General features: G+C 50.7%; 26 protein-coding genes. 10 read left to right on the top strand and 16 right to left on the bottom strand.

Annotated elements, in window-relative coordinates; all coding sequences use genetic code 11:
- Positions 1-30 precede the first annotated feature (30 nt).
- A complete protein-coding gene (metZ, locus tag Q397_RS0113885; RefSeq protein ID WP_028879929.1) occupies positions 31-1,224 on the bottom strand; it encodes an O-succinylhomoserine sulfhydrylase in 1,194 nt (397 codons plus the stop codon).
- A gap of 120 nt (positions 1,225-1,344) precedes the next feature.
- On the opposite strand from metZ, the gene tldD reads away from it, so the two are divergent.
- Positions 1,345-2,778, top strand: coding sequence for a metalloprotease TldD (gene tldD / locus Q397_RS0113890; RefSeq protein ID WP_028879930.1), 1,434 nt, complete (start codon positions 1,345-1,347; stop codon positions 2,776-2,778).
- Between the two features lie 72 nt (positions 2,779-2,850).
- Here tldD and Q397_RS0113895 read toward each other — a convergent pair whose 3' ends face one another.
- From Q397_RS0113895 to Q397_RS0113915, 5 genes are all read right to left on the bottom strand, one after another.
- Positions 2,851-3,492 (bottom strand): hypothetical protein, encoded by a 642-nt coding sequence (locus tag Q397_RS0113895; RefSeq protein ID WP_028879931.1) that lies wholly within the window; start codon positions 3,490-3,492, stop codon positions 2,851-2,853.
- 70 nt (positions 3,493-3,562) lie between these two features.
- Positions 3,563-3,862: a chorismate mutase gene (locus Q397_RS0113900; protein ID WP_028879932.1), complete on the bottom strand. Its 300-nt coding sequence runs from the start codon at positions 3,860-3,862 to the stop codon at positions 3,563-3,565.
- A 20-nt stretch (positions 3,863-3,882) separates the two neighbouring features.
- Positions 3,883-5,241 carry a glutamate--cysteine ligase gene (locus Q397_RS0113905; protein WP_028879933.1) on the bottom strand — a complete coding sequence of 453 codons (1,359 nt, stop codon included), beginning with the start codon at positions 5,239-5,241 and terminating at the stop codon, positions 3,883-3,885.
- A gap of 1 nt (position 5,242) precedes the next feature.
- Positions 5,243-6,001, bottom strand: a complete 759-nt coding sequence (locus Q397_RS0113910; protein WP_028879934.1) for a 16S rRNA (uracil(1498)-N(3))-methyltransferase — start codon at positions 5,999-6,001, stop codon at positions 5,243-5,245.
- A 67-nt stretch (positions 6,002-6,068) separates the two neighbouring features.
- The gene (locus tag Q397_RS0113915; RefSeq protein ID WP_169738000.1) at positions 6,069-6,833 is read right to left on the bottom strand and encodes a substrate-binding periplasmic protein; all 765 of its coding nucleotides are present in this window, start codon (positions 6,831-6,833) and stop codon (positions 6,069-6,071) included.
- Between the two features lie 147 nt (positions 6,834-6,980).
- On the opposite strand from Q397_RS0113915, the gene ubiA reads away from it, so the two are divergent.
- Positions 6,981-7,892, top strand: coding sequence for a 4-hydroxybenzoate octaprenyltransferase (ubiA, locus tag Q397_RS0113920; RefSeq protein ID WP_038013991.1), 912 nt, complete (start codon positions 6,981-6,983; stop codon positions 7,890-7,892).
- A gap of 12 nt (positions 7,893-7,904) precedes the next feature.
- Here ubiA and Q397_RS0113925 read toward each other — a convergent pair whose 3' ends face one another.
- From Q397_RS0113925 to Q397_RS0113935, 3 genes are read right to left on the bottom strand one after another with little or no spacing between them, the layout of a single operon-like run.
- Positions 7,905-8,303, bottom strand: a complete 399-nt coding sequence (locus Q397_RS0113925) for a hypothetical protein (RefSeq protein WP_028879937.1) — start codon at positions 8,301-8,303, stop codon at positions 7,905-7,907.
- A 14-nt stretch (positions 8,304-8,317) separates the two neighbouring features.
- The gene (locus Q397_RS22635; RefSeq protein ID WP_051610032.1) at positions 8,318-9,499 is read right to left on the bottom strand and encodes an MFS transporter; all 1,182 of its coding nucleotides are present in this window, start codon (positions 9,497-9,499) and stop codon (positions 8,318-8,320) included.
- On the bottom strand, positions 9,499-10,083 hold the full coding sequence (locus Q397_RS0113935; RefSeq protein ID WP_240475075.1) for a UbiX family flavin prenyltransferase: 585 nt from the start codon (positions 10,081-10,083) through the stop codon (positions 9,499-9,501). The genes Q397_RS22635 and Q397_RS0113935 overlap by 1 nt, the downstream gene beginning before the upstream one ends.
- A gap of 412 nt (positions 10,084-10,495) precedes the next feature.
- Between Q397_RS0113935 and rpoH the strand changes: the two genes are divergently transcribed.
- The 5 genes from rpoH (at position 10,496) to Q397_RS0113965 (ending at position 15,735) form a co-directional block, all read left to right on the top strand.
- The gene (gene rpoH / locus Q397_RS0113945) at positions 10,496-11,386 is read left to right on the top strand and encodes an RNA polymerase sigma factor RpoH (RefSeq protein ID WP_028879940.1); all 891 of its coding nucleotides are present in this window, start codon (positions 10,496-10,498) and stop codon (positions 11,384-11,386) included.
- Between the two features lie 150 nt (positions 11,387-11,536).
- Positions 11,537-13,051: an ATP-binding protein gene (locus tag Q397_RS24290; RefSeq protein ID WP_051610033.1), complete on the top strand. Its 1,515-nt coding sequence runs from the start codon at positions 11,537-11,539 to the stop codon at positions 13,049-13,051.
- An 87-nt stretch (positions 13,052-13,138) separates the two neighbouring features.
- Entirely contained in the window at positions 13,139-13,492 is a 354-nt protein-coding gene (locus Q397_RS0113955) for a response regulator (RefSeq protein ID WP_028879942.1), read from the top strand.
- Positions 13,493-13,599: 107 nt separating this feature from the next.
- On the top strand, positions 13,600-14,385 hold the full coding sequence (locus Q397_RS22645; protein WP_051610034.1) for an alpha/beta fold hydrolase: 786 nt from the start codon (positions 13,600-13,602) through the stop codon (positions 14,383-14,385).
- A 63-nt stretch (positions 14,386-14,448) separates the two neighbouring features.
- Positions 14,449-15,735, top strand: a complete 1,287-nt coding sequence (locus tag Q397_RS0113965) for a hypothetical protein (RefSeq protein WP_156950732.1) — start codon at positions 14,449-14,451, stop codon at positions 15,733-15,735.
- Here Q397_RS0113965 and Q397_RS22650 read toward each other — a convergent pair.
- From Q397_RS22650 to Q397_RS0113980, 3 genes are read right to left on the bottom strand one after another with little or no spacing between them, the layout of a single operon-like run.
- Complete coding sequence (locus Q397_RS22650; protein ID WP_038014038.1) at positions 15,710-16,228, bottom strand: nucleoside 2-deoxyribosyltransferase; 519 nt, start codon at positions 16,226-16,228, stop codon at positions 15,710-15,712. The two genes, Q397_RS0113965 and Q397_RS22650, sit on opposite strands and share 26 nt — an antisense overlap.
- A 52-nt stretch (positions 16,229-16,280) precedes the next feature.
- Complete coding sequence (locus Q397_RS0113975) at positions 16,281-16,805, bottom strand: peroxiredoxin-like family protein (RefSeq protein WP_028879944.1); 525 nt, start codon at positions 16,803-16,805, stop codon at positions 16,281-16,283.
- Positions 16,806-16,850: 45 nt separating this feature from the next.
- Positions 16,851-17,432 carry a TetR/AcrR family transcriptional regulator gene (locus Q397_RS0113980; protein WP_028879945.1) on the bottom strand — a complete coding sequence of 194 codons (582 nt, stop codon included), beginning with the start codon at positions 17,430-17,432 and terminating at the stop codon, positions 16,851-16,853.
- 145 nt (positions 17,433-17,577) lie between these two features.
- Between Q397_RS0113980 and Q397_RS0113985 the strand changes: the two genes are divergently transcribed.
- Together Q397_RS0113985 and Q397_RS0113990 are read left to right on the top strand one after the other, a co-directional pair.
- Positions 17,578-18,321, top strand: a complete 744-nt coding sequence (locus Q397_RS0113985) for a 3-deoxy-manno-octulosonate cytidylyltransferase (protein ID WP_028879946.1) — start codon at positions 17,578-17,580, stop codon at positions 18,319-18,321.
- Positions 18,322-18,326: 5 nt separating this feature from the next.
- Positions 18,327-19,208, top strand: a complete 882-nt coding sequence (locus Q397_RS0113990; protein WP_038013996.1) for a prephenate dehydratase — start codon at positions 18,327-18,329, stop codon at positions 19,206-19,208.
- Positions 19,209-19,279: 71 nt separating this feature from the next.
- Here the strand turns inward: Q397_RS0113990 and Q397_RS0113995 are convergent, their stop codons facing one another.
- Positions 19,280-20,026 carry a hypothetical protein gene (locus tag Q397_RS0113995; RefSeq protein ID WP_156950733.1) on the bottom strand — a complete coding sequence of 249 codons (747 nt, stop codon included), beginning with the start codon at positions 20,024-20,026 and terminating at the stop codon, positions 19,280-19,282.
- Between the two features lie 349 nt (positions 20,027-20,375).
- Between Q397_RS0113995 and arsC the strand changes: the two genes are divergently transcribed.
- A complete protein-coding gene (arsC, locus tag Q397_RS0114000) occupies positions 20,376-20,717 on the top strand; it encodes an arsenate reductase (glutaredoxin) (RefSeq protein WP_028879949.1) in 342 nt (113 codons plus the stop codon).
- 72 nt (positions 20,718-20,789) lie between these two features.
- Here the strand turns inward: arsC and Q397_RS0114005 are convergent, their stop codons facing one another.
- The 3 genes from Q397_RS0114005 to Q397_RS0114015 are packed head-to-tail and all read right to left on the bottom strand — an operon-like array spanning position 20,790 to position 23,380.
- Complete coding sequence (locus tag Q397_RS0114005) at positions 20,790-21,671, bottom strand: 3-hydroxybutyryl-CoA dehydrogenase (protein WP_028879950.1); 882 nt, start codon at positions 21,669-21,671, stop codon at positions 20,790-20,792.
- Positions 21,672-21,729: 58 nt separating this feature from the next.
- Positions 21,730-22,659, bottom strand: a complete 930-nt coding sequence (locus tag Q397_RS0114010; protein WP_028879951.1) for an electron transfer flavoprotein subunit alpha/FixB family protein — start codon at positions 22,657-22,659, stop codon at positions 21,730-21,732.
- Between the two features lies 1 nt (position 22,660).
- Complete coding sequence (locus Q397_RS0114015; protein WP_028879952.1) at positions 22,661-23,380, bottom strand: electron transfer flavoprotein subunit beta/FixA family protein; 720 nt, start codon at positions 23,378-23,380, stop codon at positions 22,661-22,663.
- Positions 23,381-23,382: the final 2 nt, after the last annotated feature.

A 23,382-nucleotide genomic window follows, 5' to 3' on the forward strand; every position in this document is an offset into this window, starting at 1 on the left:
AAGTTTTTATTTAACTACACGTTTCATTATTCAAGCCCCAAACACGACTTTAGATGCCTGTGCCAAATCTTCTTTCAAGTCTTCGGCGTCTTCCAGACCCACAGACAGACGCAGCAACCCGTCAGAAATCCCCAAACGAGCTTTCTCTGCCGCATCCACCTTGGAATGGGTGGTGGTTGCCGGATGGGTAATCAGGGACTTGCTATCGCCCAGATTATTACAAATACGGATCAGTTGAAGCGCATTTTCAAACGCGAACGCCTGTTCCTTGCCGCCCTCAATTTCAAAGGACAGCATCGGACCGCCGCAGCCCATCTGGGCCATCGCCAATTTGTGCTGCGGATGGCTGTGCAGACCCGGATAGTTGACTGTGCGCACGCCCTTGAGTTTTTCCAGAAACTTAGCCACCAGCGTTGCGTTTTCACAATGTTTGCGAACGCGCATATCCAGTGTTTCCAGCCCCTTAAGCTGCGTCCATGCGTTAAACGGGCTCATCGCCGGACCGGTGTTGCGGAAATACGGCATCATTTCGTCTTTAAACAACGCATCGTCATTAAACAAAACCGCCCCACCAAGCGTACGGCCTTGCCCATCGATATATTTTGTCGTGGAATAGACAACGATATCCGCGCCAAATTCCATCGGGCGCTGCAAAATCGCCGTTGCAAAAACGTTATCCACGATCACACGTGCGCCGACCTTATGCGCCAGATCGCACACCGCTTTCAAATCAACAATCTCCAGCGTCGGGTTGCTGGGTGTTTCCAGCAACACACAACGGGTCGGCTTGCTAAGCGCAGCTTCCCATTGGTTGAGGTCGTGACCATCCACCAATTCGGTTTCAATGCCGAACTTAGGCAGGATATTGTTAATGATATGTAAACAAGACCCGAACAGGGCACGGGACGCGACAACGCGGTCACCGGCCTGCAACTGGGCCATCAACGCCATATTGATCGCCGCCATACCGGTTGCGGTCGCAAGGCAGTATTTTGCCCCCTCGATCATCGCCATTCGTTCCTCGAACATTCCAACCGTCGGGTTGGCAAAACGGGAATACTGATAGCGTTTGATCTCTTCTTTAAAAGTCGCTTCCTGTTCTTCGGCTGTTTCATAAACATAGCCGGACGTCAGGAAAAGACCTTCGCAGGTTTCATCAAAAGCAGAACGACGTGTACCGCCCTGCACCAACTGGGTGCTTGTGCGCCAAGTCTTGTTGCTCATGACTTTCATCCTTTACGTTGCGTCAATTAAGGGGAAAGCTTTTTACACCGTTGACGAACGCGGCACAAGAGGCCACATTCCCTAGACGACGTTTCTTAAATTATCCCACAAGGCCCCCGTATGTCCGATTTGCAAGCCACCGACGATCTTTTCTTCTCCCGTTTCGAGCTGGATCAAAATAAAGTCCAAGCCAGTGTCACCGATGCCTTAAACGGCGCCGATGACGGGGAGTTGTTCCTTGAATACCGTCAAAGTGAATCGTTGACCTTTGATGACGGTCGCTTGAAAGGGGCCAGTTTCGACACCGCCCAAGGGTTTGGTTTGCGCTGTGTTGCAGGCGAAGCCAGCGGCTATTCCCACGCTGCCACACTGGACCAAGCCGCCCTTGATCGCGCAGGCGCCACCGTCAAAGCCGTTCATCAAGGTCACAGCGGGATCATGGCAGACGGACCGCGCGGCACCAACAAATCCCTTTATGTGGATGACAACCCGATCAACCTTGTCCCCTTTGAAAAAAAGGTCGAGCTGCTGGAACAGATCGACGCTTACTTGCGCGCCAAAGATCCACGGGTCAAACAGGCCTCGGCTTCCATCCTCGGGTCATGGCAGGCGGTGCGCATCATCCGCGCCGATGGCAGCCAAGCCGCTGACATCCGCCCGCTGGTGCGCCTCAATGTCTCTGTGGTTGTTGGCAGCGGTGATCGCATGGAAAGTGGCTCCCATGGAATGGGCGGTCGTATTTCCTATGAAGATTATTTAAAGCCGGAAAACTGGATGCCGGCCTGTGACGAAGCCTTGCGCCAAGCCTTGGTCAATCTGGATTCCATCCCCGCACCCGCCGGGGAAATGCCGGTTGTCCTTGGTCCCGGCTGGCCCGGTATTTTGTTGCACGAAGCTATCGGGCATGGTCTGGAAGGTGACTTCAACCGCAAAAAAACATCGGCTTTCGCAGGGCTGTTAGGTCAACGGATCGCCGCACCCGGCGTCACAGTTGTCGATGATGGCACCCTTGCGGACCGTCGCGGGTCCATCACCATTGATGATGAAGGCACACCCAGCCAGAGAACGGTTCTGATTGAAGACGGTATCTTGAAAGGCTACATGCAGGATCGCATGAATTCGCGCTTAATGGGGGTCGCTGCGACCGGCAATGGTCGTCGTCAATCCTATGCCCATATGCCCCTGCCGCGCATGACCAACACTTATATGATGAACGGGGACAAAGACCCGAAAGAAATCCTCGCCAGTGTCAAACGCGGCCTTTATGCCGTCAACTTTGGCGGCGGTCAGGTCGATATCACGTCTGGCAAATTCGTCTTTAGCTGTACCGAAGCCTATATGATTGAAAATGGCAAGATCGGCGCGCCCGTCAAAGGCGCAACCCTGATCGGCAATGGCCCCGATTGCCTGACCAAAGTGAAAATGATCGGCAACGACATGCAGCTTGATCCGGGGATCGGAACCTGCGGCAAAGACGGTCAAGGCGTCCCCGTCGGCGTCGGTCAACCAACCCTGCTGATCGACCCGCTAACCGTTGGCGGCACCGATATCTAACCAAAGACAAAAAAAGCCCCCGTCCAACAAATGGACGGGGGCTTTTTTATATAACATCACCGATAAAACGACCTAAATGCCTTCGATTGCGGCTTTAATCTGCGGATCATCCAGAACTTTCTGAAGCTCCTTGGTATAGATCGCGGTAAACATATCAAAAACATTATAGCTGCTGCTCAACGGGATTTTCTCGTCCCATTGTGCAAAATTCTTTTGCACCTGAATACGGCCCTCCCGGTCCACCACGACAATATCAAAATCAGATTGATAATCGGCAGACATCCAGAAGGCATAGCGTGACTTGTTAATTTTCACAATGATGCCCGGACGACCAGCTTCCACCAGCTTCTGGATGGCATTTTCAATGCTCAAACCCATTGGCAATTCAATGATTGCGACATCCGCCCCACTTTTAACAAAGCTCGCTTGCAACATGGTTGAAAGATAGTATGCGAACGGACGCCCTTCTGTCGCACCAATACGTTTCGGGTTCATGGGAACACCAAACGGCCCGTGCATAATGCCTTCAAACCAAGGTTCTTTATCTTTGCTGAGAATAAAATCGCGGTGATCAGTTACACCAACAGACAAATTACTGACATTCTGTGAATGGAATGTTGGATTTTGGAGTTCTGGCGGCAACTTTTGTGCACAAGCGGCCAAAGAAATCATCAATAACGCCACAACGGCGCTACGTTTTAAAAAGTTAAACATTGTTCCCCCCTCTTGGAATTACAATCTTTTAAATTCCAAGAGGGGAAAAAACAACAACTTTTAATACACTTTACTCGTTGATATCGTCCCAGCGAATTTCTTCGCGGGCGATCGATTCTTCCATGATATGGCGATAGATGGACTCTGCCATATCCGGGTCCATGCCTTCTTTTTCCGCAAAGACCCGCACGCGATCCACGATAAACTGGATCCGGGACGGGATGCGCACATCGCCGCGTGTTTCTTTGAATTGCGCGGCCTGCAAGACGTAACCGATCCGTTCCGCCAGCAACGGGATGATGATCTCGTCGAGACGGTCGATGTTATCGCGAACTTCTTGCAAAGAGTTGCATTTCACAGCTTTGGGCATTGTTTACTCGTGCGTTTTAATTAATAGGCGTGTTCTTTAAACACATGATCAATATCACCTTTCCAGCGCGTTTCAAACTCTTTGAGCATTAATTCTGCCTGAGTTTGACCGGATTCAGCGATCACATATAACGGGTCAAGGAACTTGCTTTCATCCTGCCCCTGTGCGTTTTTAATACCACGGCGTTTCAAACCTTCCTGTGCGATATCCAACACATCCAAGGCAAAGTCACCAATGGTGCGGCCTTTAAAGTCGGTATTCAGGGCGGTGTAAGGCACACGCTCGCGCAAGTATTCGTTATCTTCCAGTGACCAGTCTTTGATCAACTGTTCCGCCTGATCCAACGCTTGTGCATCATAAAGCAACCCGACCCAGAAGGCAGGCAGGGCACACAGGCGGCTCCACGGACCCCCATCCGCGCCGCGCATTTCCAAGAACTTCTTCAGGCGCACTTCAGGGAAGGCGGTCGTCAAATGATCTTCCCAATCCGCAATGGTTGGTTTCTCACCCGGCAAGGCTGGCAGTTTACCCGCCATAAAATCTTTAAAAGACTGACCGGAGGCATCGATATACTGACCATCGCGATAAACGAAATACATCGGCACATTCAGCATATAATCCACATAGGCTTCAAAACCGAACCCGTCATCAAAGACAAATGGCAGCGTGCCGCAACGGTCCGCATCCGTATCCGTCCAGATGTGGGAGCGGAAAGACAACAGGCCATTCGGCTGACCATTACGGAACGGGGAATTTGCCCACAAAGCGGTGGCAATCGGTTGAAGTGCCAAGGACGTGCGGAACTTGCGCACCATGTCACTTTCGCTTTCAAAGTCCAAGTTGACCTGCACCGTGCAGGTCGCCTTCATCATTTCCAGACCCAGCGTGCCGACCTTGGGCATATATTCGCGCATGATCTTGTAGCGCCCCTTCGGCATCCACGGAATATCATCCACAGGCCATTTTGGTTGGTAGCCTAAACCCAAAAAGCTGACATCCAGATCAGCGGCGACCTTTTTCGCCAGATCCAAATGGGTGCCGACTTCTTTACAGGTCTGATAGATATTTTCCAGCGGGGCGCCGGACAATTCGACTTGCCCGCCCGGCTCCAACGTCACAGAAGATCCGTCATCGCCTGTCAAAGCAATGATGTTGCCGTTTTCATAAACCGGCGACCATCCTGCATATTTGGACATATCTTCCAACAAAGCGCGCACACTCTTGTCGCCTTCATAGGGAAGGGTCTTTAAACTTTTCGTACAAAAAGCAAATTTCTCATGTTCTGTACCGATACGCCACTCGGACTTGGGTTTGTTACCGCTGGCAAGGTAGTCAACCAACTGGCTTTTATTCTCAATGATGGCTGTTTTATCGCCCATTTTATTCTTCCCTAAAACGGTTTCGAAGTGGTTCCTGCCAGTCTCCGATCACCGATTGCCAACAACTGATAGCCGCCAAGGCAGCCGTATCGGCCCGCAAAATACGCGGTCCTAAACTGATGGGCGTAACAAACGGCAGTTTGCGCAAAAGGTCAAGTTCCGATGTCTCGAATCCCCCTTCCGGCCCGGTCAAAAAAGCGTGAGGTCCCTCGCGATGTGCCATCAAGGCATCATGGATTGGCAAGGCGCCGCCACGTTCGTCCAACACAAAAAGACGACGTTCTTCAGGCCAATCTTTTATCAGTTGGGCTAAACTTACTGCGTCTTTTACATCCGGTATGTTAAGTCGTTCACATTGTTCGGACGCTTCAATGGCTTGCGCGTGCAGACGATCGGTTCTGATCTTCGATACAATGGTGTGACGGGTGATCACCGGTTGCAGGGTAGACACCCCCAATTCCGTTGCTTTTTCGATGATAAAATCAAGACGCTGTTTCTTGATCGGGGCAAAACAGAGCCACAGATCAGGCGTTGCTTCCGGGTCACGTAATTTCTCCGTCACCTCGACCACGCAGCGTTTTTTACGCGCATCCACAATCTGTGCTGCCCATTCACCAGCGCATTCGTTAAACAGGATCACCCCGTCACCAACTGCCAGACGCATGACATTATTTATATAATGGGCCTGATCTGTCGTCAGTTCCACCTGATGTCCGGCAGATAACGCCGCATCCAAATAAAGACGGATTTGTGTGCTCATCGGCAAAGCCCTTACTTTTCATTCTCGTCCTTCTATCGGACATATCCGTCATAAGATCAATCTAAAATCATGACCCGCTGAGATACTGTTCAATGGCATGATCCACAAGCCCATTTTCCACAATTGTTCGCATAGCCATACTCAACTGCGGCAAATAGTGCGCCAGTTTTGACGCTTTCGAGACGCCAAAAAAGCCCGGATTTTCCTTTTTATATTTGTACGATGCTTTGCGAATGTAAGAGGAGAGTTTACGGTTACGCACAACGTGATCCGTCACCAGTTCAGTGCCAATAAAGGCATCAAAGCGCCCCGCAACCAACATCTGCAACCCTTTATAGGTTCCGCTGACCTCGACCTTTGCCAGATCTGGATCACGATCAAACCTAGGGAAATTGACAGAAGCACGCGATACTCCGACAGTTAAATTGCTCAGATCCTCATACTCCGCAATCTGATAGGCAGCATTCGCGCGTATATAAAAGGCCTTGTTGACATATTCCTGATAAGCCGGCGCAATAAAATGGATATATCCGTCGCGTTCCGGGCGATGCAATAAACCTGTCTTCAAATCAATCTGACCATTTTGCATCATCATCAAGCAACGTTTAAGCGGGCAATAGTAGTAAGTGAAATTCAGGTGAAGATCGTGGCTCTCAGCCAGCTCATTCTGTAAAGCGGCTAACACCTGATAATCAATACCCCCCGCAAAAGTCCCATTGCTCGTGATCTGCCAAGGCGGGAAGTAGCTAAACCCCACAGTCACATTCAGCTCGACAGCCTTGGCAGAACCGCCAATAACAAGCCAAAGACCCAGAAAAATTTTTATAAGCATAAGACGGTTCATTACCCCTCAAACCACATCTACTTTCCCGCACACGCTGTCAACCCTACTGTATTCTATATAAAGAACATAGGTAAACTGACTTATTCGCAATCTCTGCCTTTTGCCAATCGCTAAAAAGGTGTATCAACAGACCCCATGATACAGAATAAAACAACGACCAAAAGTGACATTATTTATCAGGGCTGGGTTGGGCAGATGCCCCGCTTTATCCAGCCTTATCTGATCCTCATGCGCGCAGACCGCCCGATCGGAACATGGCTGTTGCTGTTCCCCTGCTGGTGGAGCCTGTCCCTTGCCGCAGACCTTTGGCCCAATGTGTATTATATGGCCTTGATGGCCTTTGGCGCTTTTGTCATGCGCGGGGCCGGTTGTGTCATGAATGATATTGCCGATCGTCATTTCGATGGTCAGGTTGCGCGCACCGCGACGCGCCCGCTCCCCAATGGGGATGTCAGCCTAAAGCAGGCCATTACCTTCATGGGGTTGCTCTGTCTCATCGGACTTGGCGTTCTTATCCAGTTTAACAACTATACGATTATGCTGGGGATTGCGTCTTTAGGTCTGGTCTTTATCTATCCGTTTTGCAAACGCTGGACCTATTGGCCCCAAGCGATTCTGGGATTAACCTTTAACTGGGGCGCGCTTGTGGGCTGGGCGGCGGTGCAGGGGCAAGTCGGCTGGGCCGCTGTCTGCCTGTATTTTGCCGGATGGTTCTGGACCATGGGCTATGACACGATTTATGCCCATCAGGATAAAGACGACGACATCATGATCGGGGTGAAATCAAGCGCGCTTAAGCTCGGTGCCAAAACCAAGCCTGCGCTCTGGGTACTTTATCTCTGTTGTTTGGGATTGATCGGCACTGCCGGATATCTGGCTGGGGTATCTCTCTACTTTTATATCGGGCTTGCGGCTTGTGCGGCCCATCTGGTCTGGCAGATTGTCACCCTTGATATCTATAACCCGGATCGCTGCCTCTATCTGTTTAAAGCCAACCGCCATTTCGGCTGGATTTTACTCGCGACCATTTTACTGGGGAAACTCTAGCCCTTAAAAAGCTTAGGCTTCGGGTTGTGGACGGCGTGCGACCAACGGCGGCACATGACGCAGCGCCGGTTTCTGTTGAACGGGCTTCAATGAACAAGCACGTTTTTTCGCCGGTTCCAGCAGATCCTGTCCGGTAAAGGACTTATGCGGACCGGCAAGGCGGCGACGTTCCAACACCATCAACGTGCGTTGCACCAGCGCATCCGCATCCGGCGAACGGACACAGCCACGGACATGCACGCGCGCAATCACGTCCAGACGTCTATGTAACGTGCGGTATCTACGGTTGGCATCCAACCAGACAATATAGGCCGAGACCGTCCAAGGGTGAGCAGGTAAAGCTTTTAACTTTCGAGCTACGCACCATTCCTTGAACTCCAGCCACTCTTTACGGCGATGTGGCGTATTCATGGAACATCCAATGTTTATGTTTCGCTGGCTTGCGTCTGGCGTTTCTCGTGTCGCCTGAGAGCAAGAGCACAAATGGTGCCAGCTATACACATCAGAGTCATTATAAAAAATGCCTGCGCGCCCCAAGCTTCATACATCATGCCCACAAACATCAGGGTCACCCCCGCGCCCAACCCATAGGCGGATGCCCCATAAAGGCTCTGCGCGGTTGCTGATAGATCCACAGATACAGCGCGATTCATATAGCTCATGGCACCTAGATGCATGGCCCCGAAACTGAACGCATGTAAAAGCTGAAAAATAAATATGACAATAAAACTAGGGTCGTATGCATAAGCCGCCCAACGGAACGCAGCAGTTGAAGCGGCCAGAATCAGTAAACCATAGGCTGCGACTCGGGCATTTATTTTACTACCAAAGATAAAAAAAACGACCTCGGCCACCACTGCTTCAGCCCATAAAAACCCGATCAAGGCGTCGCTATACCCCAACGACCGCCAATGCAAAGTTGCAAAGGCATAATAAAGCGCATGACTGCCGTGAATAAACGCAACACACATCAAAAACAGTCGAAAACCTTTATCTTTGAGCAATCGGCGGATCGGCTTACCTGCCTTGCCCAGCGGCGTGACCCGCACGTCCGGCAACCCCAATGTCACTAAAAAGGTCAAGAGGATCGAAGATAAAATCACCCAATAAACCATTTGATCGCCGCTTTGGTCCAGCACCAGACCAACCCCAAAGGACATGGCGATAAAACTGATCGATCCCCACAGGCGCAACCGTCCATATTGCAGATCTGTCCCGCGGGTAGATAATAACGTGATATTGTCACCAAAAGACATCAGCGGTGCCCAGAACATCCCATAAAGCAAGGACACGACGAGCAAGCCGACAAAGCCACTCACCAACTGAAACGCCAGAAAACTGATCAAAGCCGCCGTCAAAAACAACAGCATCAGACGCTTCCTTTCCCCGAGTCGATCGCCCAAACTGGCAAAGAGCGGGGAAAAGATCAATTTTGCTAAAACAGGGATAGCTGTCAGCACGCCAATTTCAACCCCGCCCATACCTTGAGCCTGCAACCAGACAGGCCAAAACGGCATTTGGGAGCCGATGACGCAAAAGATGGCAATATAAAAAGCCGACAGCCGATAGGGGAGGAGGGGTGCTATCGATCCTGAGTCAGACCGCATTAAACCCCTTTCCAGCGCTCAAACAGATTATGTTCAATATCAAACTGATCCAGCGCCTTGCCGATGCTTTGATGGATAATGTCCTGCACGGTCTGTGGCTTATGATAAAAGGCCGGCACCGGCGGCAGGATGGTCGCCCCCAGATCAGCACATTTCGCCATCAGTTCCAGATGACCTTTATGCAAAGGCGTCTCGCGCACCATCAGGACAAGGCGGCGATGTTCTTTCAAACAAACATCAGCCGAACGGATCAACAGGTTGGAATTGTTGGAGATCGCGATTCCCGACAGAGTCTTGATCGCACAGGGCGCAATAATCATCCCTTTGGTCTTGAACGATCCACTGGAAATTGCCGCGCCCATGTTTTTGGTATCATAGACCACATCCGCCAATGACTTGACCTCTTCCAGACTGACATCGGTTTCCAGTTCCAGATTGATCTGGGCATTATCACTGATCACCAAATGGGTCGGATGTCCGATGGCTTTTAAGGCGCGCAACAGTTCCACACCATAAATTACACCGGATGCGCCGGAGATCCCGACGATCAAAGGTAAGGTCATTTGTTCACTCTCTTTTATCATTGCATCCCCCTGTATACCGTCTGCAAGCGGTTTTAGACCACAAAAATATCCGACCGGTTTTATGTGACATTCTTGACAACTGCGATAAAATTCCCGATAATGCGGAACATAACGGGAAAGTTGCCCATATCGGGGGCTTTGTCGTGTTGATCTTGCGCCGATTTGGTGGAGATCACGAAAACGTGAACATGAATTCGTATTGCTTTGATAAGGATATGACCATGACTGTGATCTACTTCACTCACCCTTTACGTAACACAAGATAAGGTCAGGGTGCATAAAATTTAATGCACCGGAAGAACCAACATTATTCTTTTGAACACGTGCTTTGTTTTTAGCGTGTTTGGCAGGCGCCATAGTCTATTCTCGACTCTAATGCGACTGCCACTTGTGAGTATAGGGAGTATCAAGAATGTCAGTTTTGTCTGCCAACTTACCCGCTCTGCCGAGCGATTCCGGTGACAGTCTTAACCGTTATCTGCGTGAAGCTTGGGAATTTCCCCTTCTGACTGCGGATGAAGAATATATGCTGGCCAAACGTTTCCACGACAGTGGCGATGTGGATGCCGCGCATAAACTGGTGACCAGCCACCTGCGTCTCGTTGCGAAAATCGCGATGGGATACAAAGGCTACGGTCTTCCGGTTGCCGACCTGATTTCGGAAGGTAACGTCGGCCTGATGAAAGCCGTCAAAAAATTCGAGCCGGAAAAAGGCTTCCGCCTGTCCACCTATGCGATGTGGTGGATCCGTGCTTCTGTAACAGAATATATTCTGCAAAGCTGGTCTATGGTCCGTTTGGGCACAATGGCGGCGCAGAAAAAACTGTTCTTCTCGCTTCGTCGTACCAAACGCAAACTGGAAATCGTCGATAATGGTGACCTGACCGATGAACAGGCGCTGGCAATCGCCGAAGAAACCAACGCGACCATCGACGAAGTGCGTCAGCTCAACAGCCGTTTGGCTGCGCGTGACATGTCGCTCAATGCGCCGCTTTCCATTGATGAAGGCGGAGAACATCAGGATCTGTTGGAAGATAATCGCCCCAGCCCGGAAACGCTTGCCTCCCAGTCCCAGATGATGTCTTTGCGCAGCGAAGTCGTTGGGGAAGCGCTTGAAAACCTGTCCGAACGCGATCGCGACATTTTCGAGCGTCGTCACCTCAGCGATGAGCCACCAACCCTTGAAGAACTGGGGGATGAATACGGCATTTCGCGTGAGCGTGTGCGTCAGCTGGAAGCGCGTGCTTTCGGTAAAGTGAAAGAGTTTATCCTCGGACACTCCATGGCGGCGCAACTCACCTAAGCCCTCTCCCATTTTTGATATCCCTCCCTTTCTCCATTTTCTTGAATGGGGAAAGGGATTATCAATCAAACCTTTCTATGAATTGCCATCATCGTGTAATTCCACTACTATCTGACCTGACTTCAGCAGGGGAGCAAGTCAGGGCAGTCCATGAATATCAAACTCAGCAACCGTCTGTTTTTTCGCCATACGCGCAACGCGTTGCTGGTTGCACTTGCCCTCGGCGTGGTCGTGTCCCTTGCCCAGATTGTCTATGACCTGAGTTCGGAACAACGCCGGACTGACCAAACCGTCCTTCAGGTTCTCAACACCACAAAAGAATCTGCCGCCCAGGCCGCCTATAGCCTGAATAATGAGCTGGCGTTACGCGTTGTCAAAGGGCTGTTTGAATATGACCCGATTTATTCTGCCCAGATCACCGATGATTTTGGTCGCGAACTGGCTTCCCTTGAACGCCCCCTGACCAAACATGAACTCTCGTGGCTGGGCCCTTTGATCCGCGCAGATCAAAACCTTTATACCGTGCCGCTTTATATCGGTGATGGCAAAACCGTTATCGGGGAAATGCGCGTACTTGTTGACCGTTTCCTGATCGCGCAGGACTTTTTAGACCGCGCCGGGCTGGTCATCCTAACAGGTATCTTGCGAAACTTTGGCCTCGCCATCTTTTTTGGGGTTCTGTTTTACTTCACCCTAGGGCGGCCGGTCATGATGACCATTTCCAGTCTCACGACCATTGACCCCAATCAACCGGGCAAAACCCAGTTGAACATCCCGCCCGGCCACAGCGAAGATGAACTCGGCCTGCTGATCCGCAAGATCAACAATATCCTGAGTGACTTTGACCAGACCCTACAACAACGCTATCTGACCGAAGAAGAACTCAAGCGCAATCAAAACACCATTCGCCAGCTCAACCTGCGTCTGGAAGAACGGGTCAAACAACGCACAAGCGAGCTGGAAGCTGCCAATCGGGAAATGGAATCGTTTACCTATTCCGTCTCCCATGACTTGCGCGCGCCGTTACGCACCATCGGCGGGTTTAGCAATATTTTGTATGACGAATATGCCGGTCAACTGGATGATCAGGCCACCCATTATCTCGATCGGGTCCGCAAAGGCACGCAACGGATGGAGACCCTGATCAATGACCTGTTGAAGCTCTCACGCTCCACCCGTGGGGACCTGCACCGCGCAGACTTTAATCTGTCCGAACTGTTTCAGGAAATTGCATCGGAATATGCCCAAGACAGACCTGAGCGCCAGATCACCCAAGACATTGCCCCCAATGTCACCGCCTATGCCGATAAGCGCTTTATGCGGGTAGTTCTGGAAAACCTGATCAATAACGTCTGGAAATATACCGCCCAGACCGCTCATCCGGTCATCAGCTTTGGGACCACCATCGTGAACAACGAAGTCGCTTATTATGTGCGCGACAACGGGGCCGGGTTTGATATGGCCTATGCCAATAAACTGTTCGCCCCCTTCCAGCGTCTACACTCCTCGCGCGATTTTGAAGGCAACGGGGTCGGGCTTGCTACAGTGCAGCGCGTCATCCATCGCCACGGCGGCGACGTCTGGGCAGAAGCCAAGGTCAATGAAGGCGCAACCTTCTATTTCACCCTCCCGCGCCCGCTTGTCGATTTTAGTCATCAAGATTGAACCTCTCTCACCCGAATAGGGGGTTGTAGGCGTTGCAACCTGTGACACACTACAGTTCATAAAGTCTGATTTTTGGGGAAGTCTCAGATGAAATCCATCCTGATCGTAGATGACGATCCAATGGTGCTCGAAAGTACACAAACGTACCTCGAAACCCATGGCTATCAGACCCACGTCGCCCGCGATGGAGAAGAAGCACTGAAAGCTGCGCGGGATCATCCCATTGATTTAGCCATCATTGATATTTATATGCCCAAAAAAGGCGGCTTCGAAACAATAGCCAGCATGCAAGGCCGTTTCCCCATGATCGCTATGACCGGCGTAATCTCCCATCGGTTTGACCCGCTCAGTTTTGCCCAAAGCATGGGGGCATTTGCCACACTGTCCAAACCTTTTTACCTCCACGAACTGCTTAAAACCGTTAAAGAGATACTGGATTAGGACGTCAGCTTCCAAACCGATCAACCTGACCGTTAAATTAATATTGTTCGGCTTACAGGCTATTGTATAGTGTGCCCGTTTTTAATCTATGAACAATAAGGTTTGCCGTGGAAATCCGCCTCCAAGAGATCAGCTACAATCAACAACATATGCGCGCCAAGCATATTATCCTGACCCCAGAAAGCGATAAACCTACCCTCGTTTTTCTGCATGAAGGGTTAGGCTGTCTTGAGATGTGGAAAGATTTTCCCGAACAACTCTGTCAGGCAAGCGGCTTAAACGGCTTTGTCTACGAACGGATCGGCTTTGGACAATCGGCCCCGCTGGGTCTCATCCCGCGCCCGATCGATTATCTGGAACGCGAAGGCGGGATCATCCTGCCCGCCGTTCTTGAACAGGCCGGTATTGAAAAACCGCTGCTCATCGGTCACAGCGACGGAGGCTCCATCGCCTTAATTTATGCCGCAACCCATCCTGACAGACCCGTCGCCACCATCACCGAAGCTGCCCACGTTTTTCTGGAAGACATCGGCATCAAAGGCATCACAGAGGCGGGCGAGCTGTATCGCACCACCGATCTGAAAGAAAAATTGGAAAAATACCACTTCGACAATACGGAAAAAGCCTTCATGGGCTGGTATCAAACCTGGCTTTCACCAGAGTTTAAACATTGGAACATCGAACAGATGCTCCCCAATATTACCTGCCCTTTGCTGGTTATTCAGGGGATTGATGATGAATATGGCACCCAGCATCAGGTTCAATCCATCGTTGAAAATTCCACCGGGCCGGCCACGCCGCTTATGATCCCAAACTGTGCACATATTCCGCACTTTCAGTCCCTCGACACCGTCAAGAAAGCCATGTGCGATTTTATCAAGCATTTTGCCTAAACACTTGCATTTTAATCACTATTTATGCAAAGTGGACGAAATATTTGTCAGGTCCTATCATAAATGCTTCGTGTCCGGCTAACAAAACGTACGGTTTTCCTCCATAGCCTCCTACCGATCCTTTTGGCGGTCTATTTGTCATGGATGCCCTTCTCCGAGCCTATTCTCAACGAAGTCTCCCTCGAATATTTAAGGTTTTCAGAGGCTTACCCCTTAGGATATCCGGTCTTCCTCAATGTCATTGAGCTTTTTTCGCTCAACAGAATGTGGGTTGTCCATGCACAGATCTGGTTTTTTGCCTTCAGTGTCTTTTATCTTTCTCTCAGTATATTCAAGAACACCAACAACAATTTACACAGCCTCCTGATTTCCCTTCCCATTCTTTTCAACCCCTATAGCCTGTCAGTCCATTACGCCATCTTGCCGCAATCGCTGTTTCTCAGTTTTAGCCTCTTGGCCTTGGCGTTTTTCATTTCCTCCTTTGGGCGATGCTGGGTTTTAAATCTGGCCGGTTTTGGGTTTTCCATCGCCTGTTGTATCCTTTTAGAAGCCAATGGCTGGGCCTATCTGATCCTACTGCTCTTCGCCGCGCCCCTTATTGCACGCAAAAACAACTGCTCTTTCGCCAAAGTCTTTTTCATTCCCGCCATTGTCTGTACCCTGTTTGTCACCATTGAAAGTACGACCCATTCTGCCGTACATGAACGCAGCACCGACAAACCGCACGCGCCGCACGTCTTTTTTGGCGCGGCCCTGATGGACACAACGCAAGACAGCCCCTACGCAGAAAAAGACCCCCGCACGATCATCTGGTCCCTAATTGAAACAGAACTTGCAAACGTAAGAGCCGAGATCTGGCAGACTGCCTCATTTGATGACCGTGTCTCGCTGCTGAACTATCACAAGCAACGGATTAAAAACGGTTTTGCCCAACAAGAAATTTCTCAGGCCGCCCAACTGCTGGAAAAGTCGGAAAATGAAATCCGCATGGATATCGCCAACGCGCGGATCATTCAAGACCCGCTGGCCTTTCTCAAGATCACATGGGATCATTATCGCGCTCTGTGGCATGTCGACTATCGCCTGACCTATCCCTTATGGATCATCAGTGTGCTAACCGTTTTGATCGGACTGTGGTGCATGCTGAGCGGGGTGAAGTTTAATCCCATGTTTGCCTTGGCCTTTATCTGCGCGTGCGCCCTTCAGGCGCAGACCCTCTGGATTGCGCATGTTGGGATTGGGCCGGCACATATTGTCACCCAATTAGGGTCACTCCTATCGACCCTCTTCATCGCCTTGCTGATCGGCTTTTATATTGCCGTTGTCAGCCCTCTTCGAAATGACGCGTAAGCCACTCAAGGGCTGCCTTTTCATCCGCGACAATCACATCTGCTGAGCACGACATCATCAGGTTATCCACCTGATCAAAATCCTCCACCGTCAAGCCAGCCGGATCAACCTCATGGCCTTCAGTGGTGCGTAAGCCCTTATAATACTGGCGGGTCCGCGCGAGATAAAAGCCTTGCGCATTATATCCGACGACAGGTTTACCAAGGGCTTCGGCATAGCCCATCTCAAACGCAGTGCCACCGTCCATGCCGGGCCCCCGAAAGGCCTGCATGTCCGCAATGAGCGCATCTGATTGGGCAATCAGGTCTATATTTGCCTGATAGATCGCATGTGCCGCCTCTCCCTTCTCCATATCGGTAAGGTCAAGCGCCGCATCCATAGGAAAGACTCCCTGTAGCCCAAAACGCGCGCACAGGCCTTTTAAACGCTCGCCTTCAGCCAGCGGGTCAGGATAAAAAACGCCCGGTCCGGCAAGATATATCTTCTTGGTCATCGTTTGGCTCCTTTGCCCTGCCGCAGGGATATGCGACAGGGCAAAGACCATATCAGGCTTCACCGCGCGCGGGATAGCCTTTTGCCAGAATAAAATCGAGGTTCGCCAGCAAGCTGGACAAATCAGGGCGCAAAAACGGCATGGTCTGAATGTCTGCAAAATAAAGCGTTTGATCCGGCTTGATCATAAACAGGCCCGGCTCTGCAAACAGCTCAGGTTCTTCCACACCGACAGACGTCACGCCAATGCCTTGTGACACATACAAACCAAGCGCGCGGGCATCTTCAATGCGTAAACCAGAGGACAGGGCAAGCTTGTCCAGCCCCCAGTCTTGCTGTGCTTTTTTCGCCCGTTCCGGTGTATCGGAGCTGGTCACCAACACAGTGACGCCTTTTGCTTTCAACTCATCAGCAATTTTATTCAGCTTGTTGAGGTAGACATTACACAACGGGCAGTGATAGCCCCGGTATACAACCACCATGGTGAAATTTTCCGGTGATTGATCCGATAAAGTCCATGTCGTGCCGTCAAGCAAATCAACAGAGAAATCGGGCACGAGTTGACGTGGTTTAACCATTTAAGTCTCCTTTATTGAACGATCATTCAATATTAATCAAAAAAATTAGCCGAGCAGCTGAAGTGCTAAACGGCTGGTTGTTTTTAACGTATCCGCAGATGTGCCGCTTTTTGCCATAACCCTCAGGCCCTGTACCGTACTGGTGAGGAAACGGGCAAGATCTTCGGGGTTTTCCTGTGTGGTAAATTCTCCACTGGATTGGCCGTCTTCAATGACCTCGCAAAAAGCCAGTGCAATTTCCACAAGATTGTCCTGCACGATCTCCCTTGCCGTTGCGTCATGGGGCGCCATTTCCACCGCAGTATTTGACATAAGACAGCCCAGCTTGCGCCCTTCCCCCAAGGAAAACTCAACCAGATCGTTGAAAAATTCTTCAAGGCGTTGGCGTGCGGGGCCGGGGGCAGTCAGTTTTTGGAGGCGCTTTTGTACAATCATCTGACGATAGTGATCAATCGCCTGCAAAAACAGCTCATACTTCCCGCCAAAGCAATCGTACAGTGACCCGGGCTTTAAGCCGGTCGCCTGCTGGATATCCATCATCGAGGTCGCGCCATAACCTTTCTCCCAAAACAGGATCATGACCTGATCAAGCACTTGATCTTTATTGAAAGAACGGGGGCGGGCCATGGAACACTTCCTTTTAATGAACGTTCATTCAAAAATAATCTATTTTCTTTTTTCGTCAAGATGCCCTGTCAATAAATTTCATAACTTGGATAGTGCTTTGAAATCGTCTAAAACTAAAAGAAAGAAAATCAATCGAGTATCCAAAATGTCCTTACCCAAAAAACCAATTGTTGTCGTTCCTGCGCGCATGGCTTCGGAACGTCTACCCGGTAAACCGCTGGCGGATATCAATGGCGAACCCATGATCGTTCACGTCTGGCGCCGCGCGATGGAGGCCGACATTGGCCCCGTCGTCGTTGCCTGCGGTGAAAAAGAGATTGCCGATGCCATCACCGCAGCAGGCGGCCTTGCTGTCCTGACCAGACCCGATCACCCCAGCGGATCAGATCGGGTTTTTGAAGCCGTGAAAAACATGGACCCGGATGGGCATTATGATGCAGTGGTCAACGTACAGGGCGACCTGCCGACACTGGATCCGGAAATTATCCGCAAAGTCTTTGCCCCCCTTGGCAAGGAAGCGGTGGATATCGCAACCCTCGCGGTTGAAATCACGGAAGAAGAAGAACGCACGAACCCAAACGTGGTCAAGGCTGTCTGCGCAATCGAGCCGGGGGCCAACGTGGGTCACGGCCTTTACTTTACCCGCGCGACCGCCCCTTACGGCGACGGTCCGCTTTATCATCACATTGGTCTCTATGCCTTTAGACGCGAAGCTTTGACGCGCTTTGTCAATCTGCGTCCCGGTATCCTGGAACAACGTGAAAAGCTGGAGCAACTGCGTGCCCTTGAAAACGGCATGCGGATCGATGTTGCTCTTGTCGATACGGTGCCGTTAGGTGTGGATACACCGGCGGACCTAGAACGTGCCCGCACTCTTTTAAAAAAGTAAATAAAATGTCAGAACTTTCTCGCAGTAAAGACCCCGCCAAGATCATCGCTTTTCAAGGTGAACTTGGCGCCTATTCAGACCTTGCCTGTCGCATGTCCCGACCAGAAATGACCACATTGCCCTGTCGCACGTTTGAAGATGCCTTTGCTGCGGTACGCAACGGCGACGCTGGCCTTGCCATGATCCCGATTGAAAACTCCGTTGCGGGTCGCGTCGCGGATATTCACCACCTGCTACCGGAATCCGGGCTGCACATCATCGGGGAACATTATCAGCGCATCAACCATCATCTGTTGGCCGTAAAAGGCACAAAGCTGGAAGATGTCACCGAAGTCTACAGCCATATCCATGCGCTCAACCAATGCCGTGACTTCCTGAAAGAACATGACATCAAACCGATCGTTGCTGTCGATACCGCCGGTTCTGCCAAAGATATTGCCCAATCCGGTGACACCACAAAAGCGGTGATTGCCTCCGAACTGGCAGGCGAGATTTATGGCCTGACCTCCTTGGCTGCCGACATTGAAGATGCCGAACATAACACCACGCGCTTTATCGTTATGTCCAAAGACCCGGTCATCCCACACCCCAACGCCGGCGTTCCTGTGACCTCTTTTGTCTTTCGCGTGCGCAACGTACCCGCCGCGCTTTATAAAGCCTTAGGCGGCTTTGCAACCAACGGCGTCAACATGACGAAGCTAGAAAGCTATATTGTCGATGGCTCTTTTGTCGCCGCCCAGTTCTATGCCGATGTAGAAGGCCATCCAGACAACCGCAACCTCCGCCTGGCTTTGGAAGAACTGGAATTCTTCACCACCAACGTCAAAATTCTCGGGATCTACCCGCCCCATCCTTACCGCTTCCAACTGCGTGGGGACGAAGAATAAGACGGCTTAAAATCCACAAAAAAAGGCTGGCCTCCATCTGGAGCCAGCCTTTTTTATGAAATCGATCAACCTTAATCGAATAAAGCATCGATATCGGCTTGGGAAATCCCGCCCCCATGTTCAGCAGGGCCGTGCAGTTCTTCCCCATGGGGCGCACGGTTATCGCGTTCTGCTTTAACATCATCGGGATGATCTACCGTATCGAAGTTTTCTTCGCCCCAGATTTCCAACATTTTATCGACACGTTCTTCAATGAACTTCAGGCTATTGACCACTTTGGTGGTCCGCTGCCCGCACAAATCCTGGAAGTTACAGGCTTCAAACATCGCAATGGTGTTTTCCAACATTTCATCCGTCAACTGGGTCACAAACTGATCCGGGGAATGTTGACGCAACTGTTGGGCGAGATCATCAATGCGTTCAGCGGAGTTCAGGATGGTTTCTGTCGCGCGTTCTGTCGCGGCAACAATCTCATCCAATTCATTGGTGACGATGGAAAACTTATCTTCATCGTTCATGCCCAACGCTTTAATTTCACGTTTCGTATCATGGATACTGCGAGACAGGGCGCGGACTTCTGTGCGCAACATATTGACTTCATCGACCGCCTCGTCATGGTCGGCTTGCGCATCATGAAGTGCATCGCTTTTGCTTCTGCCCCCCGTACTCTCCTGCTCTTTCGCGTAGGCAACACGCATCAAGACTTCAGATTGAAGAGCTTTAATGGCGGTCAAAAGGTCTTCATTGGAGACACCGGAGGGATCAAAACCAACACCGGCAGGCGCTGCCCCAGTTTTTTCAGCAATACGCTGTTTCATTTTTAATTCAGCGCTAAAGAGTCTTTTGTTGGCTCCCGACATAGTCTTTTTCTCCTAATTGGCCCCATCAAGCCTTGTCATGGCTTTTACCCCCGATGGATACGAGAACAAATCATCGCTTTGTAGTAATTTATGTGAAACGGAAAGCCTTGTCCGTATTTTTTTCTCAGCAAATCGAAAAAACTCACCGTCTACTTTTAGCATACAGTTTTTCTCAATTATAAAGCGATATTTTTTTGAAATTTTACGTAAATTTTTCTCTAGCCTTTAGTTTCTTTGAAGAGTTCCAAAACTCAGGCGAGAATGGTATTGTCACGAACTTACGAAAGTTAAAAGGATTCTCCGCATTATGTCCGTTGTTATTTATCATAATCCCCGTTGCAGTAAGTCCCGTCAGACGCTGCAACTGATCGAAGAAAAAGGCGTCGCGCCGGAAGTCGTTCTTTATCTTGAAAATCCGCCCAGCATGGAAGAATTGAAAGATATTCTCGATAAGCTCGGCCTCGCACCACGTAAGTTGCTGCGCAAAAAAGAAGCCGCTGAATGTGGCCTGAATGACGACAACCTCAGTGATGATGCCGTGATCGCCGGTATGGTCGCAAACCCACGCGCCATTGAGCGTCCGATCGTTGTAAAGGGCGACAAGGCCGTTCTGGGTCGTCCGCCTGAAAATGTGCTTGATCTGATCTAAAGCGCACTCTCCCCATAAAAAAAGGCAGAAGAACCATCGTCCTTCTGCCTTTTTTCTGTCTATCTAACAGACTTAGCGTGTCGGAACAGGTTCCTCACCGCTATAGTCGTAGAAACCACGACCGGTCTTGCGACCCAGCCAACCGGCTTCGACATATTTTACCAGCAGCGGACACGGACGATACTTTGTATCAGCCAAGCCGTCATGCAGGACGTTCATGATCGCAAGACAGGTATCCAGACCAATGAAGTCAGCCAATTGCAGCGGACCCATCGGATGGTTTGCACCCAAACGCATTGCTGTATCGATAGAGTCAACAGAACCAACACCTTCATAGAGGGTGTAAACAGCTTCGTTGATCATCGGCAACAGGATACGGTTTACGATGAAAGCCGGGAAATCTTCAGCAGAAACAGAACGTTTACCCAAACGGGCCGTCATTTCCTTGATGACTTCATAGGTGCTTTCATCTGTCGCAATCCCGCGGATCAACTCGACCAACTGCATCACCGGCACCGGATTCATAAAGTGCATACCGATGAAACGTTCCGGACGGTCAGTAGAGGCCGCCAAGCGTGTGATCGAGATAGAAGAGGTGTTTGACGCCAGCAGACACTCCGCGCTGACAACTGCACAGACTTGTTTAAAGATCGATTTCTTGACCTCTTCATTTTCTGTGGCAGCTTCAATAACCAGATCTGCATCAGAAAGAGCCGACATCTCAGTCGAACAGTTAATCAAAGCAACCGCCTGATCCTGATCCGCCTGCGCGATCTTCCCTTTCTTAACTTGGCGATCCAAGTTTTTTGTGATGGTTGCCACAGCGTTATCCAACGCATCCTGGCTCACATCAATCAATTTAACGGTATAACCGGCAACAGCGGCAACATGTGCAATCCCGTTACCCATTTGACCGGCACCGATAACACCGATTGTTTTAATTGTTACAGACATGGTCCCTCTTTTTCGTCCGTTAGGGGTTAAAGTCGGCAATGTGAAAAGGAGTTGGGGATTAACCCAACTCTTTTTCCAATTCCGGTACGGCTTCGAAGAGATCCGCAACCAGACCGTAATCGGCAACCTGGAAGATCGGTGCTTCTTCGTCTTTGTTGATCGCGACGATCACTTTAGAATCTTTCATCCCAGCCAAGTGCTGGATCGCCCCTGAGATACCGACTGCGATGTAAAGTTCCGGTGCCACGATCTTACCTGTTTGACCAACCTGCAGATCGTTCGGCACGAAGCCCGCATCCACAGCGGCACGGGACGCCCCAATGGCAGCACCCAACTTGTCAGCCACTTTTTCAAGCAGTTGGAAGTTTTCGCCGTTGCCCATGCCACGACCACCAGAGATCACAACTTTCGCAGAGGTCAGCTCAGGACGTTCAGACTTGGACAGTTCTTCCCCGATCAGGGTCGATTTACCGCTGCAACCAGCCGCCGCCACAGACTCAACCGCCGCAGAACCGCCTTCAGTCGCTGCCGCATCAAAACCGGTTGTACGAACCGTGATGATTTTCTTTGCATCAGACGTCTGAACCGTCGCCATTGCGTTACCCGCATAGATCGGACGAACAAACGTGTCAGCGCTTTCCACTTTCACAATATCGGAGATTTGTGCAACATCCAGCAACGCCGCAATACGCGGCATAAAGTTACGACCGTTTGCCGTCGCAGGTGCCAGAATGTGCGTAAAATCACCCGCCAAAGACACGACCAATGTGGACATGTTTTCTGCGATTTCGTGATCGTAAGCTGCATCGTCGGCAACCAGTACTTTGACCACACCGTCGATTTTAGAAGCGGCTTCACCCGCAGCCGCACAACCGTTACCAGCAACCAAAACAGTCACATCACCCAGCTCTTTCGCCGCTGTGACTGTGTTCAACGTTGCGTCTTTGATGGACGCGTTGTCGTGTTCAGCAATAACCAGTACAGACATGTTACACCACCTTCGCTTCGTTTTTCAGTTTATCGACAAGTTCGCTGACTGTTGCAACCTTAATGCCCGCTTGACGCTTGGCTGGTTCTTCAACTTTCAGGACTTTAACGCGTGCGGCAGTATCCACACCGAAATCAGCCGGTGTGACAGTCTCAAGCGGCTTTTTCTTTGCTTTCATGATGTTCGGCAAAGACGCATAGCGCGGCTCGTTCAAACGCAAGTCAGACGTGACGATTGCAGGCAGGCTCAGTTTCAGAGTCTGCAAGCCACCATCAACTTCACGCGTGACATTGACGCCACCGTCAGCCAGTTCGACTTTAGAAGCGAATGTGCCTTGCGGCCAATCCAGAAGTGCAGCAAGCATTTGACCGGTTTGCGCGTTGTCACCGTCAATCGCTTGCTTGCCCAGGAACACCATGTCCGGGCTTTCTTTTTCCACGATGCCTTTGAGGATTTTGGCAACTGCCAACGGCTCCAGCTCGTCATCGGTTTCAACCAAAATGCCACGGTCTGCACCCATCGCCAAAGCGGTACGGATGGTTTCCTGACATTTTTTCTCCCCCATAGAAACGACAACAACTTCCGTTGCTGTGCCCGCTTCTTTCAGGCGAATGGCTTCTTCAACAGCGATTTCGTCAAATGGGTTCATGGACATTTTGACGTTTGCCGTTTCAACTCCCGTGTTGTCCGGCTTTACGCGGACATTCACGTTGTAATCAATTA

This window comes from Terasakiella pusilla DSM 6293 (genome assembly GCF_000688235.1).
GTDB classification, from domain to species: Bacteria; Pseudomonadota; Alphaproteobacteria; order Rhodospirillales; family Terasakiellaceae; genus Terasakiella; species Terasakiella pusilla.